Here is a 16,747-nt window from a genome sequence, read left to right on the forward strand (position 1 = left end):
GTATGGAAGTTATAGGAGTAGATATCGGAGGTTCACATATCTCCGCGGCAAAAGTAAAGTTTGGAGACCGGACCGCATCCTTTGATGAATTTCATGAAGCTGATGTAGATACGTTTTGTACCAAAGAAGCAATTATTACAGCTTGGTCGGAGGTGATAAGAAACGCGGCGGGTGAATCTTCACACTATAAAGTAGGAATTGCCATGCCTGGTCCTTACGATTACGACAATGGAATTTCCCTGATAAAAGATCAGGGAAAAATGGCCTCTCTTTACCAGCTTTCTGTAAAGGATTTGTTGGCTGAAAGTCTGGGTATTCCATCATCTTGTCTCGCATTTACCAACGATGCTGAAGCTTTTTTAGCTGGAGAAAGCTATGCTGGTGCGGGAAAGGACTTTCAGAATTCGGTTGGGATCACATTAGGTACAGGTTTAGGGTCAGCTATTAAAGTGCATGAAGTAGTGAAAGACGCGAAGCTTTGGACTGCGCCATTCCGAGATGGAATCGCAGAGGATTATTTAGGTACAGCCTGGTTCAAAAAATATGCTTTTGAGCACTATGGATTAGAAATTTCAGGAGTGAAAGATCTACTTGCTTCAGAAATTGACTTCGCTGTTTGTAAAGAGATCTTCGAGACTTTCGGCAGAGCTTTCGGGGAATTTTTATTTCCATATTTGATTCGGTTGCATTCTGAAGGAGTAGTGCTCGGGGGAAAAATAAGTCTGGCGGGAGATTATTACCTGCCTACTACAAGAGCCTACTTGGAAACTATGGGCTATCCTGTTCCCATTAATAAATCCGTCCTGGGAGAGCGTGCGGCATTGATTGGAGCATGTTTGTCCTTTGTTTAGCTACTCCACTCTTCCGGCTTTCCTTAATCCAGCTCCTTCAGATTTTGTCAAAGCATCCCCCATATCCGCTCGTGCTTCATCTGCAAATTGTTTCAATCTTGTTAAAATTTCAGGATTGCTTCCTGCAACGTCAGTTGTTTCATTGGGGTCTTTGCCTAGGTCAAAGAGCGCTGCTTTTTCTAGATTCAGCATGTGGTATTTTACCGGTATCCCATCGTTTCTCATAGTTGTGCCCTCCGGGATGCTTCTGTAGGCATGTGGCAATACAAGCTTCCACTTACCATAGATTACTGCTTGCAGTTCATTCCTGTTATAGTAGGCGAAATACGGTTTTGACTCCATTTCTTTGCCTTCCAGCATAGGTAAGATACTTCTGCCATCGATTGGTAAATCAGGGAGGTTAGAACCTGTGATCTCAGCTAACGTTGGGAGTATGTCTATTGTCATAGCAGCTTGTTCTTCTACTTTTCCGGCAGGAAAATGATTGGGCCAAACAAAGATGCCCGGTTCACGGATACCGCCATCCCAGGAAGTCCCTTTTCCTTCTCTTAGGCCTCCAGTTAAGCCAGAATGTCCGCCGTAAGAAAGCCAGGGGCCATTGTCCGAAGTGAAAATTATAAGTGTGTTTTCAGCTAATCCTAGTTCCTCTATTTTCTCTCTTACCTGACCGACCGACCAGTCCACTTCCATCATCACATCCCCATAAAGACCCTGTTCAGATTTGCCTTTAAACTTATCAGAGACGTAAAGCGGGACATGGGTCATACTATGTGCCAAGTACAGGAAGAAAGGTTTATCCTTACTTTCTTCTATAAACTTGATCGCCTCTTCGGTGTAATTGGTCGTAAGCATACTTTGATCGTCCAAAGTATCGATCACAGCAGTGTTTCTATACAAAGGTAGTGGAGGGTAATAGTTCTTAGCTTCAGGATGATGAGGCCACATATCATTGGAATAAGGAAGCCCATAATAGGAATCAAAACCTTGCGCGGTAGGAAGGAATGGATCGTGATGTCCTAAATGCCATTTTCCAACCATTCCGGTTGAGTAGCCATTTGCCCTGAGCATCTCTGCGATGGTCGTCTCCTCAGGATTTAATCCATGTTTGGCAGTATGATCCAAAGCTCCAAAAATTTCTAACCTATTGGCATAAGTTCCGGTTAGAAGTGCTGCCCTTGATGCAGAACAAACTGCATGGGGCACATAGAATTGGGTGAACCGCACGCCATCTTTTGCCAGTTGATCGAGGTTTGGTGTTTTCCATTCAGTTGCTCCGTACACCCCTAAGTCACCATAGCCCATGTCATCTGCGAAAATTAAGACAATATTGGGTTTCGATGGAATTCCAACTAATTCATTTTCTTTGGTTTTTGTTTCGCAAGAAGTAAAACATATTAGAGAAATGAGTAATGAAGAAAGAGGAATTGAATGTGTGGATTTCATCGTATAGAGATTTTCTGTTTACTATTGATACTACTAACTTTTGACCAGACCATAGTGCCGATTTTTTCTCCTTGTTTGATCCCCTCTTCTATTGCATCCCTAAAATGAATTCCTCCATAAAGGCGGGAAATAGCCGCCTCTTCGGAGGCAAGCAGAAAAGAGTGGAAAGGACGTTCTGGAAGGCCAAAGTAGGTTTCGGAGCTATCGATAAAATCAAAATTGTTTCCAAAATACCCTGTCAAAACAACGGCTGAAGCTCTGCTGATCACCGAATGCCCAGAGGTGTATTCCGGAAATGGAGGTGTTTGCAGAAGAGGTTTCCAACGCTGGTCTATCTTTTGATTGATGAGCGTTTCTGGTCTGATTCTGTCGGTTTCATATTTTGTTTTCCAGCAAGAGATAAAAGCATCATGAAGTGTCATGCCCACAAGAGCGTGGACATATGCGGTTTCAGCAAGTGAAAGTTTTGCTTTTTGAGCCGCAATTCCAGTGATCCCCATCCAGTGGCCTCCGGGAGATATTTTTTTTACTCCCAGTGCCATATGCCCGGAGAATTCGACTTTGAAGGGGTTGCAATCCCAGAAATTGGCAATCAGCTTTCTTTCTTCATTCAATTCTTTCGTAGTAGTATACACCTCTATCAATTGTCTGTGGAATGAACTGCCTTCGCTCATATCAAATGGAGCCATAGGGGCAGGTTTGTACTCTTCCAGATCTTGGATGAAGAATGGTTTGATGGTTTTCCATTCAGGTTCTACTGCTGCCATGTATGCCGGAGGGGTGGGATACCAAAACCCCTCGCCTTTTTTGGGGGTATATCTTATGAGGGTAGAAAGCTGTAAATACCCGTCTTTTTGGGCAATACCTATCACCTGGGAAGCAATTACGCTTGCATAGGCTACATGCGCTTCGAGTTCCTTTTTGGAAATGATCTTGCTTTTCAATGCTTTCTCAGTCCATGCTTGTTGTCTTTCTTTCAATAAATATCCGGAGGGCATGATCGCTTCTCCTACCTTTAGCATAGCATAGATTGCGGAAAACTCCGGAGAAGAGAGAATCTTTGGACTCTCCCAGACTTGATCAGTGAGATAGGTAGGAAGCAAGAGGTTCTTATGTGTAAACGCTGTACCACTTTCCTTTGCCACCAGGTAAGAGGCTAATGAAGAATATGCATAAATCCGTGCAGCCACCGGAGGGGAAGCTACATCGGTTACCATCACTTCTGTGATATGAAATAACTCCTCAGCATATATTTTTGGCCAATTGACTTCTTTGCCTGCAGCTCGTGACTGTGCGCTAACCAGAATAGTAGAAAATAGTAGACTTAGAAGAAATCGGATCATTTGATATCGTATTGCTGAATTTGCTGATTATGAATACCGAAAAGTACGCTTGATTCACCTGAAGATTGCAGGTACAAAATTGACTTAATATCTCCTTTAATACCTATTCCCGACTCTGAAGGAGAAAGTGGGCGAAAGGTTCCCTTGCCATCACCGAGCATTACCAATCCAAATCCTGCATCAATTACCCCGATTCTGATTCTTGTAAAAGTTTGATTTCCACCGAGGATTAGATCCATATTTCCATCTGCATTCACATCCAAGGATTGAATAGCGTAGATGGGAAAAGCTTGGGCCTCACTTGGAAGAGGGCGTGCTTTGAAGCCTGATCCCGTGTTCTCCAGGTAGATGCTTTCCAGAGAATTTGCCACCAAAACCTGCGCTTCTTCCAGTTGTTGTACCGTGAATAGGTCTTCTATTTTTGCATTTGAATAGGACGCGTAATCTGTGAATTTGCTTCGCATGCCTGCCATCTGATCCAATAGTTCATCTCTGCTGGCATAAGGGAAAGCACTATCTCCCAGATAGCATTCGTAGATGGGGTCAATTGATCCGTTTTTGTCAAAGTCAGCAGCGTAGAGCTTGATGGGTCTATTTTCATTTGCTTTGAACTGGGTGTTTAGCCCATAGTTTCCTACAATCAAATCGAGATCTCCATCTCCATCCATATCGGCTGAATGGATACTTCCCCACCATCCTGCGTGTGTTTTATCGAGAAAGACTGAAGTTTGATCCTCAAATGATTTCCCGCCTTGATTTACCCAGAAGGTTATAGGCATGAATTCGCCCACAATAACAAGATCATCTAATCCATCTCCATTTAGATCTATTTTCTCTACCCCGGTAACAAGACCTGGCTCTCCTGATTTGGGAAGATAGGTAGCGGACTGGTCTGAAAAATTTCCCGCACCGTCATTAATAAGGATCTTGCTTTGAGGGATTAGCGGGTACTTGCCAGGGATCAGTCGGGCGCCTATGAAGAGGTCCAATGCTCCGTCTCCATTGGCATCAATGGCCACGGCATCACCTGTACTTAAGGTATAGCTAGGGAAATTGGCCGCCCTGGTAAGCTGTCCGGAACCGTCGTTTAGGTACAATCGATCCTGTAGGCCCTCATCTGAAGCTAAGTAGTCATGATAGCCACCGCTACCTACAAATAAATCCTGTGTACCATCCTGATCGAAATCTTTAAAAATAGCCACTGCATCAGTAAATTCTTCAGACGAGATAAAGCCGTGGTAGGGAATCCATTCCTTGTTGCTGAGCGTAAAAATCTTTGCTGCTTGTCCCTTGGTACCACCGATAAAAACCTCAGCAATTCCATCTCCATTGAGATCCCCCTGAGCCAGAATTGGACTGATATAGCTAGGCATGTTAATCATCAGGGGCTGACGTTTAAGATCATTGAACCCTGCTGACTGGGATACGAAGGTTGGCGAGTTTGCAGATCGCTTGAAGATAGGGGAGGGCTTTGATGCTTCTGTAGGTTGACCTGTGTTTTCTTTTGTGATCTTCAGGAGCTGGTTTGCTTTCACATCCTCCAAAACCTGAAAACTTCCATCGGGCCAGGTGATTTCAACTGACGTAGCCTTGTTATGATCACTTAACCCGAAATGTAATCTTGTACTCACTGAAGATTGAAATCCCCGCACGGGTTGAATTTCCGCAAATTGCCTTGTTTGTCCGTCATAAATCTCAACCTTAGCTCCTATGGCAAATTTGTTCTGATCCTCTTGATAGAGTTGGATTTGCAGATAATTGACAGCATTTAGCTTGTTTTCATAGATCCCTGCTAGCGCGTTCAGGTTGTTTATGATCAAATCCAGATCACCGTCATTGTCCAAATCTGCATAAGCGGCTCCACTTGAAAAATTCTTTTCAGAAAATCCCCATTCCCCGGAGCGATCTGAGAATTTCAGATTTCCGTTGTTTTCAAAAATATAATTATGGATTGGGGTTGAGGCCATGCTGGTGACCAGATGCAATGTATCAGCCTTTTCCGCCGCTATAGCCTGTTTGAAATAGTAATCCCCTTTGTACTTCAAAAAGTCCCGATTGGTGTAATCCCGGAAATAGCCATTGGTGACAAACAAATCTTTTTGTCCATCATTATTTGCATCAAAAAATAAGGCAGACCAGCTCCAGTCTGTGTTCGAAATACCGGCCATCTGTCCCACCTCAGAAAAGAAACCGTCTCCCAGGCTCACCTGAAGCATGTTTCTCATGTTTTGATGGTAAAATCCCTCTTGAATCATTAGTGCATATTGCTCATAGTTTTCCGGACCATAGAGCAACTTTTGCCGTGCATTGTCTTCAGGCAGCATGTCGAGTGTGTAGATATCCGGTTTGCCATCATTGTTGATGTCAGCGATATCCGCTCCCATAGAAAAGTGGGATATATGCTGAAAATGTTCTGTCAGTTGATCTGTGAATGTACCATCCCCATTGTTGATATACAGGTAATCAGGCTCAATGTAGTCATTGGTGACCAGCAAATCCGGCCAGCCATCCTTGTTTATGTCTGAGGAAACCACAGAAAGACCAAATCCTAGTGCCGAACCCTTAATTCCGGCTTGTTGCGAGATATCAATGAATTTTTCTCCGTCATTTCTGAAAAGTTTATCTCCAGCAGTCGGATGCCGGATTGATTTTACCTCACTAAATTCCATTTCATGGATCGACTCAATGTGGTGATTAAGTAGATACATATCGAGATCTCCATCTTTATCAAAATCAAAAAATAATGCTTGGGTGCTGTTTCCTGAATCATTAAGTCCGTATGCTTCCGCTTCATTTTGAAATTTGAATCCGCCCCTGTTAATCCAGAGTTCATTTCGGCGGCTGTCAGCATCTCCTTTTCCCGAATAACTCACATAGATGTCAAGGAGCCCATCTCCATTTACATCTGCCATGGTCACACCTGTAGTCCAAGAGTTTTTTCCTGAAATACCAGAAAATTTGGTTTTGTCTTCGAATTTGAAGTTTCCAAGGTTTTTATACATCTTGTTGGGCACCATATTGCCGGTGAAGAAAATATCCTCCAGCCCGTCGTTGTTTAAATCTCCCACCGCTACCCCTGCTCCATTATAAAAATATTCATAGCGCAGAATGTTATTATTGGTATCCTCTTTAAGTTGGTTTTTGAAAGTAACTCCGGATTTTTTCCCTGATATACTTTCAAAAACCATATTGGAAGATTGGGCTAAAAGAGTGTTTTCCAGTTGGAGGATCAGAAGATATCCTAAAATAAACAGTACTGCTTTGGATTTATTAAGGATCCTCATATGAATAAGTAGATCTGACAGTTAACTTAGCCGGGTAGTTACATCTTCGAAGAGCTTTTCGTTTACAACCGCGACTCCGCCTAAAAGTCCAACATCCTCACCTAATTGATAAAGGGCAAGTTGGGATTTTTCCCGTGATTTTGCCATGCTGTAAATATTCAAAGCTTGTTGGATTGGCGTGATTAAATATTGATTTGCTTCAGCAACAGATCCCCCGATTATTATCAACTCAGGATTTAATACCTGGATAAGCATTGAAATCCCTCTTCCTAGATCCAAGCCAGCCTCTGAAAGGATGGTGATTGCTCTTTGATCACCAGACAAGGCTGCTTCCACTACTAGATTTGGCATTATACCGCCTTCCTGATTCCGGGCCATCCTTGCCAGTATGCTGTCTTTATCGAGTTTTATGGCTGTCTCCGCCATTTTGACGATTGCGGTACCAGAAGCTACAGCCTCCAGACATCCTTTTTTGCCACAAATGCAGGTGACATCACGGGATTCGAAAATAGGAGAGTGGCTGAATTCTCCGGCGAAACCTGATGCTCCTTGGTATAATTTACCGTCAATGATGATTCCTAGTCCAATTCCCCAACCAATAAAAAGTCCAAGAACATTCTTATGGCTGTGATCAGTAGCGAATTTGAATTCTGCTAAGGTCATTGCCCGGGCATCATTTTCGAGGAATATCTTTTTTGAAAACCTAGTCTCCAAGTTTTCAAGAAGGGTTTTCTCCCCAAATCTCAAGTAAGTATAATTCACTCCTCCCACGGAGTCCGTCAGACCAGGCATGGAAAAGCCAATTGCTATTACTTTGTGAGCAGGTATCCCCGTCTTGATCAGATATGACTCTATCAGCTGGCAAATGTGGTCAAACGTTTCTTTTTCATTATCTAAGCTGATCCTGTGACTTTCCTTCTCTGTAACAATCGTATGGTTGCAGGAATAAAGGGCAAGATTCATATTGAACTTGGAAAGATCGACTGAAAGGACATAGAATGCATCAGGAGCTAATCTATACAGGTCGGGTTTTCGCCCTCCCTGTGACTCTGCGCGTCCCTGTTTGATCACTTCTCCACTAGAGATCAAGTCACTGAGTAGAGAATTTACTGTTGGTAAAGAGATGCCTACTTCTGTGCAGATCTCACTTGCTGTGTTTGCCCCTTTAGTGTAAAGGTTCTTAATAATCTTAATTTTATTGAGGTAGCTTTTGATTTCTACTACCCCATCCATTTTGTCGATTACTTCCTGAGGGTTAATTAGGTGCATAGGTATAAGTTATTCCTGAATAACGGCAATTTTTGATTTTCAAAAAAGCACTTCATTAAAAAAATAAACTAACACAAGTGAATTTGTTGTGATATCACTCAATTCTTGATATGTTAATCATGGTTTTTCGTAAAAGATTCCAAATGTGAGATTGCTCCAGTAGAATTCATTTTTCGAATGAAATACCTATTTTTGGAAAATATATTTTAATAGTTATGAGTTTGATAGATATTAATGCTGACCAGAGCAAAAAAGAGGTGTTCCAGAAAGTTGGAGACTTTTTGATAGAGAAGGGGTTTAGAATTTCAAAAGTAGACCAGACCAGACCATGGGGAGGTTTTTTTGTGTTGGATGAAAGCCAGATTCGTGAATTTAGAGCCATTTTCTTTGCTGAGGTTAATCTTTCAGAAGTGCAATTGGAGCAAAAGTTAAGTCCTAAGTTTTTATTAGTAGCACCAGGAGCGCGTCTTTCATGGCAATATCACTTTCGCAGAGCGGAACTTTGGAAACTTATCAATGGGGAATCAGGGATAGTTCGAAGCGAAACAGATGAACTTGGAGCATTGGAGAAAATGGTACTTGGGAAAATGGTATCTCTGAAACAGGGCGAACGACACAGATTGGTCGGCTTGGATACCTGGGGTATAGTGGCCGAAATTTGGATGCACATAGATCCGGAAAATCCATCAGATGAAGAAGATATCGTGCGGTTGGAAGACGACTATTCTAGAAACTAAAAAAGCTCGGGTTATACCCGAGCTGAAAAGTTTAAAATTTGTCGTCTGTAGCTCAATCACCCTTAAATAAACTCAATAGTTTATAAAAAATCCTACAAGACTAGCTTGAACAGTGATTGAATTTACTGGTAATTATTTGAAGTACAAAAGGATATACGTGAAAAGTGATTTTGATTGAAATGAGTACTTTTCACAGCTATTCTGTTTTTTGTATTTAACCCAAGTCCTCTGGTTGATCGGCTCCTTTACTTTTCATCTTACTGCCAATTATCTCGAAATGCGTTCTTATCAGCTTTGCTTTCGTGTATTCTACAACATGGCTAAGCAATATATGCTGTAACAAAACCAAGAGGCAGCAGAGTGGCTATGGATTGGTCGAGTTAAGCAGGTTAGTGAGTGATTCTTCCTGGATTTCATCATTTTTATAATTAATCAAATCCTCCAGGCGTCCAGCAGGATTATAATACCTCCAAGGGCCTTCTTTTCTACCGTCTTTCATTTGGCCTTCAGATGCTTTTCTACCATTTTCATGATAAAAAAGCCAGGTACCATCTGCTTTTCCCGAAATATAATTTCCCTCAGATTCCTTCCTGCCGTTTACATAATAGGTGATTCTTGTGCCGTTACCATTTTGAAGAGTCCCTTTATCCAGATTTTGACTTCCGTCGTAGGTTTTGTAATCGCTGACATTCATCAGTCGGCCATTGTCCCAATATTCTTCCTGTGTAAGCTGCTTGTTGTCATAAAAAAGCCCCCAAATTCCATGTTCGAATCCGATATTATAGCTACCGACTGATTTCAGTTGTCCACCATCGTAGTAGTAAACCCACTGGCCGTCTTCTAACCCTACAGTGTATTCTCCCTCGGCTATCAGGATTCCGATCTTATTGAAATACTTCCAAAGTCCGGTTTTTAGGTCGTTTCTATATTCTCCTATGGAATATAATTCACCATCCGGGAAATAACTCTTCCAAACACCTGTTTTCATCCCATTGGTATATTGTCCGGAAACTGAGATTTGACCTGAACTATGGTATTCTGCATAGTTGCCGATAGGAACTCCCAGCTCATACATTTTACGCTTGGCAATTGACTTGTTTGGGAAATATTCCTCCCAGGTTCCTACCGCAATTCCATTCTCATATTTTTCTATTCTTGCAAGCCTTTGATTTTCGTAGTAATACTTCCATGTACCTATCCGATTTCCGTTTTCGTCGTAAAATTCTTCTGATTCTTTAGTTTTTGTGCCGGTAAAGTATCTGGTCCATTCTCCTACTTTTTTTCCGTTTTTATAATTCCCTTCCTCTACCACAAGGTTCGGATAGGTAAGTCTTTTGAATGCTCCATCCAATTCGCCTGCTTTATACAGCCCCTCTGTAATTAATGTCCCCTCGGTATCATATTCCAGAAATGGCCCTTCTCGTAGTCCGTTAACATAAAATTCACGGACAGCTACCTCCCCAAAATCATAATATTGTACCCATTGGCCGGTTTTTTTACTGTTTTCATATTGACCCTCAACAGCTACCTGTTTGGCATCAATATACTCTGGTACACCAGTTCTGCCGAAATATTCTATGTATTTGCCTACAATGACAGAATCCTGAAAAATCATTTCCTTCTTCAGTGCGCCGTTAGCATCGTATAATTTCGACGGTCCAAAAAGTTTTCCATCTCTATATTCAGCCACGACTTTTCTTTTGCCGTCGGGATAAAAACTACTCCAAGTTCCTTCCCTCAGCCCATTTTTAAACGTCCCTTCGGTTAGCAGGGTATTTGTTTTTGGGTCATAATATTTCCATAGACCTTCGCGCAATGCATTGGTAAGCACACCGGTGGCCATCAGTGTAGAGTCTGAATTGTACTGGCGTACCATGGAGCTTTCTTGCGCAAATAACGGCGTGCTGAATAGAATTAATGCGATTAAGATATATTTCATATAGTTTGTTTTCGAGTGGATTCAGAGGGGCTGGACCTTTTTAAAAGGATAATCTGAATAGTGTACGAATGAAGCTGATTCCTGTTTAAAAATAAATTATTTCCGGCTTTATCCCACTTTTTGAGAAAGTAAGAATATCAATTTTTTTAGTTCATCCAAAATCTCTTTCTTAATAGCAACTATGTCCCCAGAAATCAAGACTGCTTTATGCCATTGATAAAAGCCTGAATTTTTGAGCACATCGGCTGTAGGGGAGTCGGTTGATGCACCCTTAAGGAGTATCTCTGTGTACTCCCAAGGTGTATGGGATTGATCGAATTTCCAGTTGGTTCCTTTGAGCTGTTGCATAGGTGCTTTAGGATGGTTTTTACCTAATAAAACAAAGAAGAAAAGGCCATGGCCAAACCAGTTTAATAAACGTATGTTCAGTCCGCTTGTGAGGTCAAAGTCTCTAATCAAATCCAAAACTTGATAGGGATATCCTGCCAGATCATTACCTTTAGAAAGTTTCACACCACGTCCTGCCGGGTGGATTTCCTTGAGTATTTCAGAATCCACGGAATTACCCGTCTCATTAAGAATTTCCCAGAATTTGGATTTAAGCGTATTTTGACGCTGGATTATATTCTGGTCAAGCCAAAGCCCCAGATCTATTTTATTGGAGTTCCCTGCCATTTACCATCGGAGTAAAGCTGATGCCCACGTAAATCCGGCCCCAAATGCTGCAAGACAGATCAGATCACCGTCCTTGATTTTTCCTTGCTCCCAAGCTTCGCTAAGTGCAATCGGTATAGTAGCAGCAGTCGTATTACCCTTGTTCATGATATTGTTAAACACCTTTTTATCAGGAAGGTTAAGTTGCTTTTGGATATATTGACTAATTCTTAAGTTGGCTTGATGGGTTACCAGTAAATCTATCTCTGATTTATCATATCGATTGGTATCTAAAGCTTCCTGAATTACTTCCATAAACCTGACCACTGCATGTTTGAAGACCATATTTCCATTCATTTTCAGAAAAAAACTACCGGATTCTACTAATTCTTGAGAAATCCGAACTTCTCGGCTACTTCCTGGATCTTTGCAATACAGTTCTTCTACATACTTACCTTGGGCATGTAGATGTGTGGAAAGTATTCCCGGCTGATCCGTTTCCACAGCACCCAGTATCGCGGCCCCTGCTCCATCAGCAAAAATCACAGAACTCGACCTTCCCTCATCACTTTTGTCCAAAGCGGAAGATTGGATTTCTGCACCTACCACAAGAATCTTTTTGTACATACCTGTTTTGATAAATTGATCTGCGACCGATAGTGCATATAGAAATCCAGAACAGGCATTACGTACATCGAGTGCCCCAATAGTGCCCATTCCCAATTCATGCTGAAGCAATACTCCATTTCCCGGCATGAAATAATCTGGAGAAATAGTTGCGAAAACTATAAAATCTATTTCTTCTGCTTTTACTCCAGCACGCTCCAAAGCCATTTCCGAAGCTTTTTTGGACATATTAGTCACCGTATCGACGCCTGGAGTAAACCAGTTTCTTGATTCTATTCCCGTACGTTCTATGATCCATTCATTACTGGTGTTCATCAGTTGGGAAAGCTCATCATTGGTGACGGTCCTTTCTGGTACATAGTGACCCACTCCTAGAATTCTGGATTTTTTCATGTCAATTTGGGTTAGCATAAAATTGACTGACAATATCGACAGATCAATTCAATCTAGCAAAGAGGGCAGAGTCGGCGGATAGTTAGCCGAAAAGAGTATAGTTGCCGTGTTGATCCATGGGAGAGGTCTTTTGCATGATTGCAGGGCTGTCATTCTGAATAGAATTCACTAGCGGTGAGACGGGAAAGCCCAGCATAGAATCAGACGGGTAGGGTTTGAGCAAGGTTAGAAGCTCCTCCTCCTCTGTATATTTATCCAGCCATTTTTTCTCTGAATTTTGATCCAGTAGCGCTGGCATTCTATCATGGACACCAGAAATTGTTTCATTAGGTGTTGTGGTGATTATCAGGAAAGTATGCTGGGTTTCTCCGTTTACGGATTCATATTCTTCCCATATTCCGGCAAATGAAAAAAGCTCGCCTTCCCGTAAAGTGAACCTGTTGGGAACGGAAGTTTTTTTACCAAGGCGTTTCCACTCATAGAATCCGTCAGCTGGAATGATGCAGCGTCTCTGTCTAAAAGCAGTCCTAGATGAAATTTTCTCATGGATGTTTTCTGCTTTTGCATTAATAAGCTTTTGTGCCACAGGCCTGTTTTTTCCGAACTCAGGAGTTATTCCCCAGTAGAAGTATGAAAAACCTTTTGGGCTTTGTGAAGTGACCACAGGTACCAGCTGCGTGGGAGCGATATTATATCGCGGCTTAAAATCGGTTAACATTTCTGCCTGAAATCTTTCTTCGAGCTCTTTTTTGCTTTTGCTTAGGGAATATCGTCCGCACATAATTTTATATCGCTGTAATTGGCAGGAAGTTAGATAACAGCTGTTATAAATTCAACTGCTCTTTGCTCTGAATAGTATGGTTTTTCGGAATTGGCTGGATTGAACCCTACATGTCCCCCATATTTTGGGAATTCGAAATAGACCTGATCCAACGTTTTAGCGAGCGCCAAAGGGAAGCATAAATCACTAAGGAAGGGGTCATTTTGTGCGTTTAGGACAAGTGTGGGCACTTTTATCTTATCCAGAAAGTAGATGGAAGAATTGACTTCATAATATTCCTCAGCATCCGCAAATCCATGTAGTGGGCCAGTAAAATAATCATCAAAATCTTCCAAAGTTTTAATATTCCTTAGTGCCTCCAGTGGTATCTTTCCTGGATGTGCGGCCGATTTATCCATAACTTTCTTTTTTAGACTTCGCAAAAATCTCCTGGAATAAAGTGTATTTCCTATTTCAGAGATTTTTCTGGAAGAACTTCCCAGATGTAATGGAACCGATATCGCTACACCTCTATGAATTTTAGCTAGGCTATTTCCTTTTTCTCCAAGGTATTTCAAGGTGAGATTCCCACCCAGGCTGAATCCTACAAGATTTATCTCTTCATAGGCATTATAGGCATGTTTCACTACCAGATCCAGATCGTATGTAGCACCAGAATGATAGAAAATCAGCTGTTTATTCATCTCATTGCTGCAGCTGCGAAAATTCCACGTAAGAACATCGTAATCCTTTTTCAGGAAGCTATTAACCATTCCGATCATGTAAGACCGAGTGCTGTTGCCTTCCAAACCGTGACTTACAATGATCAATTTTGACTTTCCTTGACGATACCAGTCAATATCCAAGAAGTCACCATCAGTTGTTGGTATTCTCTCAATGACGGGATTTGGAGCAATAACTTTCCTGAAAAGGGAGGGGTAGATTGTTTCTAAGTGCCCGTTAAACAGCCACTTGGGCCTGATGTAGGTGATGTTCTCTAATAAGGGCATATCAGGAGGATATGGTTAGAAGGCTGAAATGCTTGGGGAAATTACTAGTTTTAAATTTGAATAAAGCCATTATAAAAACTATTTTTGGACACTTTAAAAACGAATTAGCGCGGAATAACCTATGGCCGAAATAATAAGAATGCCTAAAATGAGCGACACCATGGAAGAAGGTGTGATCGCTGCATGGTTGAAAAAAGTTGGAGATTCAGTGAAGCCGGGGGATATCCTGGCAGAAGTAGAGACCGACAAAGCAACTATGGAGCTGGAATCCTACGACGAGGGTGTGCTTTTATATATTGGAGTTAAAGAAAAGGATGCAGTACCGGTAAATGGTGTGATTGCTGTGATTGGTGAGAAAGGAGAGGATTATCAGCACCTATTAGACGGTGGTGAAGCCTCTGCAGCAGAAGATAAAAAAGAGGAAGCGCCGAAAGCCGAAGAAAAAAAGGCTGAACCAGCCAAATCAGAAGCTCCAGCAGAGAAAATTGATGTCTCGAACATCAACGCAACTGTGATCACTATGCCTAAGATGTCTGATACCATGCAGGAGGGAACAATTGCTTCATGGTTGAAGAAAGTAGGGGAGGATGTGAAATCTGGCGAAATCATAGCTGAGGTAGAAACTGATAAGGCTACTATGGAACTTGAGTCTTATGACGACGGAACCTTACTATATATAGGAGTGGAAGCTGGGGACAGTGTGCCTGTAGATGGAGTGATCGCAGTGATAGGTGAAAAAGGAGCTGATTATGAGACGCTCTTGAAAGCTCAAAAGTCTGAATCCTCTGAAGCTCCAGCGGAAGCCGAAGCTGAACCTGCTAAGGAGGAAAAGAAAGAGGAAGCTCCGAAAGCTTCTGCAGCGCCAGCGGCAAGTAGTGCGCCGGCGTCGTCTGCTGATGGCGATAGATTAAAAGCTTCTCCTCTTGCCAAGAAAATGGCTGAAGATAAAGGAATAGATATTCGTACTGTTAGCGGTTCAGGCGAAGGTGGTAGAGTGGTCAAGAGAGATGTAGAGAACTTTGTACCAGCCGCTGCTCCACAAGGAGGCGCTGCTGTAGGAACTGCCGCTCCGGCTGTCGGAGTGGAAAGTTTTAAGGAAGAGAAAGTTTCCCAGATGAGAAAGGTGATAGCCAAAAGACTTGCCGAAAGCAAGTTTGGAGCGCCCCACTTCTACCTGACCATGGAAATCAACATGGACAAGGCCATCGAAGCTAGAAAGAGCATGAATGAAGTTGCTCCAGTGAAGATTTCCTTTAATGACATGGTAATTAAAGCTGCAGCTGCAGCTTTACGCCAGCACCCTAAAGTGAATTCAAGCTGGCTAGGTGATAAGATCAGATACAACGACCATATCCATATCGGTATGGCAGTAGCAGTAGATGAGGGATTGTTGGTACCGGTAATCAGGTTTGCCGACAGCCTTTCTCTTTCCCAGATTTCTACCCAGGCAAAAAGTCTCGGTGGAAAAGCTAAAAATAAGGAGTTGCAGCCTAAGGACTGGGAAGGAAATACCTTCACAATCTCCAATTTGGGAATGTTTGGAATTGATGAATTCACAGCAATCATCAACCCCCCGGATGCATGTATCCTAGCAGTAGGAGGCATTAAGGAGACTGTAATCGTGAAAGATGGGGAGATGAAAATTGGAAACCTGATGAAAGTGACCTTGTCTTGTGACCATAGAGTGGTGGATGGATCTGTAGGATCTGCCTTCTTAATCACCTTGAAAAGTTTGCTTGAAGATCCGGTTAGAATCCTGGTTTAAGAATTTTAATAAACTGCCAAAAAGTCCTGATTTCAGGACTTTTTGTTTTTTGTACGTTTATTGGTAAGTATCCATCACACAATAACCAAACACATGACAAAGATTAAATCAACAACGGTAGTAGCGATTAGACATAATGGAGAAGTAGTAATAGGAGCGGACGGACAGGCAACAATGGGTAATACCGTTGCTAAAAGCAGCGTGAAGAAGTTAAGAGTTTTGCAAGGCGGTAAGATCGTCACAGGTTTTGCAGGTTCTACAGCAGATGCTTTTACACTTTTGGAAAAATTCGAAGAGAAGCTCGGAGCTTTCGGAAATAATATGAAGCGATCTGCAGTGGAGCTGGCTAAGGAATGGAGAACAGATCGTATGCTTTCCAAACTGGAGGCAATGATGATCGTTGCGGACAAAGAAGATATTTTGATTATTTCTGGTACAGGGGACGTGATCGAACCAGACATGGAAATAGCTACCATAGGATCTGGAAGCATGTATGCCCAATCTGCTGCTAGAGCGATGAAGCAATTTGCTCCCCAGATGAGCGCGGAAGAAATGGTAAGAGAAAGCCTGAATATTGCAGCTGATATCTGCATCTATACCAATCACAACTTAGTAATAGAGAGAGTAACTGGTTGATTTCAATAGAAATAAAAAAAAAACTAAACCGAGGGG

13 protein-coding genes are annotated in these 16,747 nt (G+C 42.1%); 4 read left to right on the top strand and 9 right to left on the bottom strand.

Annotation, left to right across the window (positions count from 1 at the left end; all coding sequences use genetic code 11):
- Positions 1 to 2: 2 nt before the first annotated feature.
- On the top strand, positions 3 to 851 hold the full coding sequence (locus AS141_RS22760) for an ROK family protein (RefSeq protein ID WP_057940014.1): 849 nt from the start codon (positions 3 to 5) through the stop codon (positions 849 to 851).
- Here the strand turns inward: AS141_RS22760 and AS141_RS22765 are convergent, their stop codons facing one another.
- The 4 genes from AS141_RS22765 to AS141_RS22780 are packed head-to-tail and all read right to left on the bottom strand — an operon-like array spanning position 852 to position 8,190.
- On the bottom strand, positions 852 to 2,294 hold the full coding sequence (locus AS141_RS22765; RefSeq protein ID WP_057940015.1) for a sulfatase family protein: 1,443 nt from the start codon (positions 2,292 to 2,294) through the stop codon (positions 852 to 854).
- Entirely contained in the window at positions 2,291 to 3,637 is a 1,347-nt protein-coding gene (locus tag AS141_RS22770) for a vanadium-dependent haloperoxidase (protein WP_057940016.1), read from the bottom strand. The genes AS141_RS22765 and AS141_RS22770 overlap by 4 nt, the downstream gene beginning before the upstream one ends.
- A complete protein-coding gene (locus AS141_RS22775; RefSeq protein WP_057940017.1) occupies positions 3,634 to 6,921 on the bottom strand; it encodes a VCBS repeat-containing protein in 3,288 nt (1,095 codons plus the stop codon). The genes AS141_RS22770 and AS141_RS22775 overlap by 4 nt, the downstream gene beginning before the upstream one ends.
- Before the next feature lie 21 nt (positions 6,922 to 6,942).
- Positions 6,943 to 8,190, bottom strand: coding sequence for an ROK family transcriptional regulator (locus AS141_RS22780; protein WP_057940018.1), 1,248 nt, complete (start codon positions 8,188 to 8,190; stop codon positions 6,943 to 6,945).
- 215 nt (positions 8,191 to 8,405) lie between these two features.
- Here AS141_RS22780 and AS141_RS22785 point away from each other — a divergent pair, with 215 nt between their 5' ends.
- Positions 8,406 to 8,927 carry a cupin domain-containing protein gene (locus tag AS141_RS22785; RefSeq protein WP_057940019.1) on the top strand — a complete coding sequence of 174 codons (522 nt, stop codon included), beginning with the start codon at positions 8,406 to 8,408 and terminating at the stop codon, positions 8,925 to 8,927.
- A gap of 364 nt (positions 8,928 to 9,291) precedes the next feature.
- On the opposite strand, the gene AS141_RS22790 is transcribed toward AS141_RS22785, so the two are convergent.
- The 5 genes from AS141_RS22790 to AS141_RS22810 all read right to left on the bottom strand — a co-directional run bounded on the left by AS141_RS22790 (position 9,292) and on the right by AS141_RS22810 (position 14,310).
- On the bottom strand, positions 9,292 to 10,866 hold the full coding sequence (locus tag AS141_RS22790) for a toxin-antitoxin system YwqK family antitoxin (protein WP_057940020.1): 1,575 nt from the start codon (positions 10,864 to 10,866) through the stop codon (positions 9,292 to 9,294).
- Between the two features lie 108 nt (positions 10,867 to 10,974).
- On the bottom strand, positions 10,975 to 11,541 hold the full coding sequence (locus AS141_RS22795) for a hypothetical protein (RefSeq protein ID WP_057940021.1): 567 nt from the start codon (positions 11,539 to 11,541) through the stop codon (positions 10,975 to 10,977).
- The gene (locus tag AS141_RS22800) at positions 11,542 to 12,540 is read right to left on the bottom strand and encodes a 3-oxoacyl-ACP synthase III family protein (protein ID WP_057940022.1); all 999 of its coding nucleotides are present in this window, start codon (positions 12,538 to 12,540) and stop codon (positions 11,542 to 11,544) included.
- An 82-nt stretch (positions 12,541 to 12,622) separates the two neighbouring features.
- Complete coding sequence (locus AS141_RS22805; protein WP_057940023.1) at positions 12,623 to 13,321, bottom strand: SOS response-associated peptidase; 699 nt, start codon at positions 13,319 to 13,321, stop codon at positions 12,623 to 12,625.
- A 29-nt stretch (positions 13,322 to 13,350) separates the two neighbouring features.
- Complete coding sequence (locus AS141_RS22810; RefSeq protein ID WP_057940024.1) at positions 13,351 to 14,310, bottom strand: YheT family hydrolase; 960 nt, start codon at positions 14,308 to 14,310, stop codon at positions 13,351 to 13,353.
- A gap of 121 nt (positions 14,311 to 14,431) precedes the next feature.
- Between AS141_RS22810 and AS141_RS22815 the strand changes: the two genes are divergently transcribed.
- Complete coding sequence (locus AS141_RS22815) at positions 14,432 to 16,075, top strand: pyruvate dehydrogenase complex dihydrolipoamide acetyltransferase (RefSeq protein WP_057940025.1); 1,644 nt, start codon at positions 14,432 to 14,434, stop codon at positions 16,073 to 16,075.
- A gap of 93 nt (positions 16,076 to 16,168) precedes the next feature.
- Positions 16,169 to 16,711: an ATP-dependent protease subunit HslV gene (gene hslV / locus AS141_RS22820; RefSeq protein ID WP_057940026.1), complete on the top strand. Its 543-nt coding sequence runs from the start codon at positions 16,169 to 16,171 to the stop codon at positions 16,709 to 16,711.
- Positions 16,712 to 16,747: the final 36 nt, after the last annotated feature.

It is taken from the genome of Algoriphagus resistens, from assembly GCF_001442615.1.
Classification (GTDB): Bacteria; Bacteroidota; Bacteroidia; order Cytophagales; family Cyclobacteriaceae; genus Algoriphagus; species Algoriphagus resistens.